The organism is Phaeobacter sp. JH20_26, assembly GCF_048056275.1.
GTDB lineage: Bacteria > Pseudomonadota > Alphaproteobacteria > Rhodobacterales > Rhodobacteraceae > Phaeobacter > Phaeobacter bryozoorum.
Map to the genome: position 1 here is coordinate 1 of NZ_JAYMWL010000020.1, position 1,080 is coordinate 1,080.

General features: G+C 61.0%; 1 protein-coding gene. It reads left to right on the forward strand.

Annotated elements, in window-relative coordinates:
* A partial coding sequence (gene gmd / locus VWY60_RS16930; protein ID WP_416541233.1) for a GDP-mannose 4,6-dehydratase occupies window positions 1-1,080 on the forward strand: 1,080 nt, incomplete at both ends.

A 1,080-nucleotide genomic window follows, 5' to 3' on the forward strand; every position in this document is an offset into this window, starting at 1 on the left:
GTGACGGGTCAGGATGGGTCCTACCTTGCGGAGTTTCTTCTGGAGAAGGGCTATGAGGTGCATGGGCTGAAGCGGCGGGCGTCGTCGTTCAACACCAGCCGGGTGGATCACATCTATCAGGATCCGCATGTGGATCATGCCCGCTTCAAGCTGCATTACGGCGATCTCACCGATACCTCCAACCTGACGCGGCTGCTGAGCGAGATCGAACCGGATGAGGTCTATAACCTCGGCGCGCAGTCTCATGTCGCCGTCAGTTTCGAGGCGCCGGAATATACCGCAGATGTCGACGGCATCGGCACCCTGCGCCTGCTGGAAGCGATCCGTTTCCTGGGGCTGGAGAAAAAGACCCGGTTTTATCAGGCCTCGACTTCGGAATTATACGGGTTGGTGCAGGAAACCCCGCAGCGCGAGACCACGCCGTTTTATCCGCGCAGCCCTTATGCGGTGGCCAAGCTTTATTCCTACTGGATCACGGTCAATTACCGCGAGGCCTATGGCATCTATGCCTGCAACGGCATCCTGTTCAACCACGAGAGCCCGCGCCGGGGCGAGACCTTTGTGACGCGCAAGATCACCCGCGGTCTCGCCAATATCGCGCAAGGCCTCGAGGAGTGCCTCTATATGGGCAATATCGACAGTTTGCGCGACTGGGGCCATGCCAAGGATTACGTGCGGATGCAGTGGATGATGCTGCAGCAGGAGGCGCCCGAGGATTTCGTCATCGCCACCGGCAAGCAATATTCGGTGCGCCAGTTCATCACCTGGTCGGCGCAGGAGCTGGGGCTGACGCTGGCGTTTTCGGGCGAAGGCGAAGCGGAAATTGCCACCGTGACCGCGATTGAGGGCGATATGGCCCCGGCGCTGAAGGTGGGCGATGTGGTGCTGCGCATCGATCCGCGCTATTTCCGCCCCGCCGAGGTGGAGACGCTGCTGGGCGATCCGGGTAAGGCAAAGCAGAAACTGGGCTGGGAGCCGGAGATCACCACCGAGGAGATGTGCGCCGAAATGGTGCGCGAAGACCTCAAAACCGCCCGCCGCCACGCCCTGCTGAAAGAACACGGCATGGACCTGCCGGTC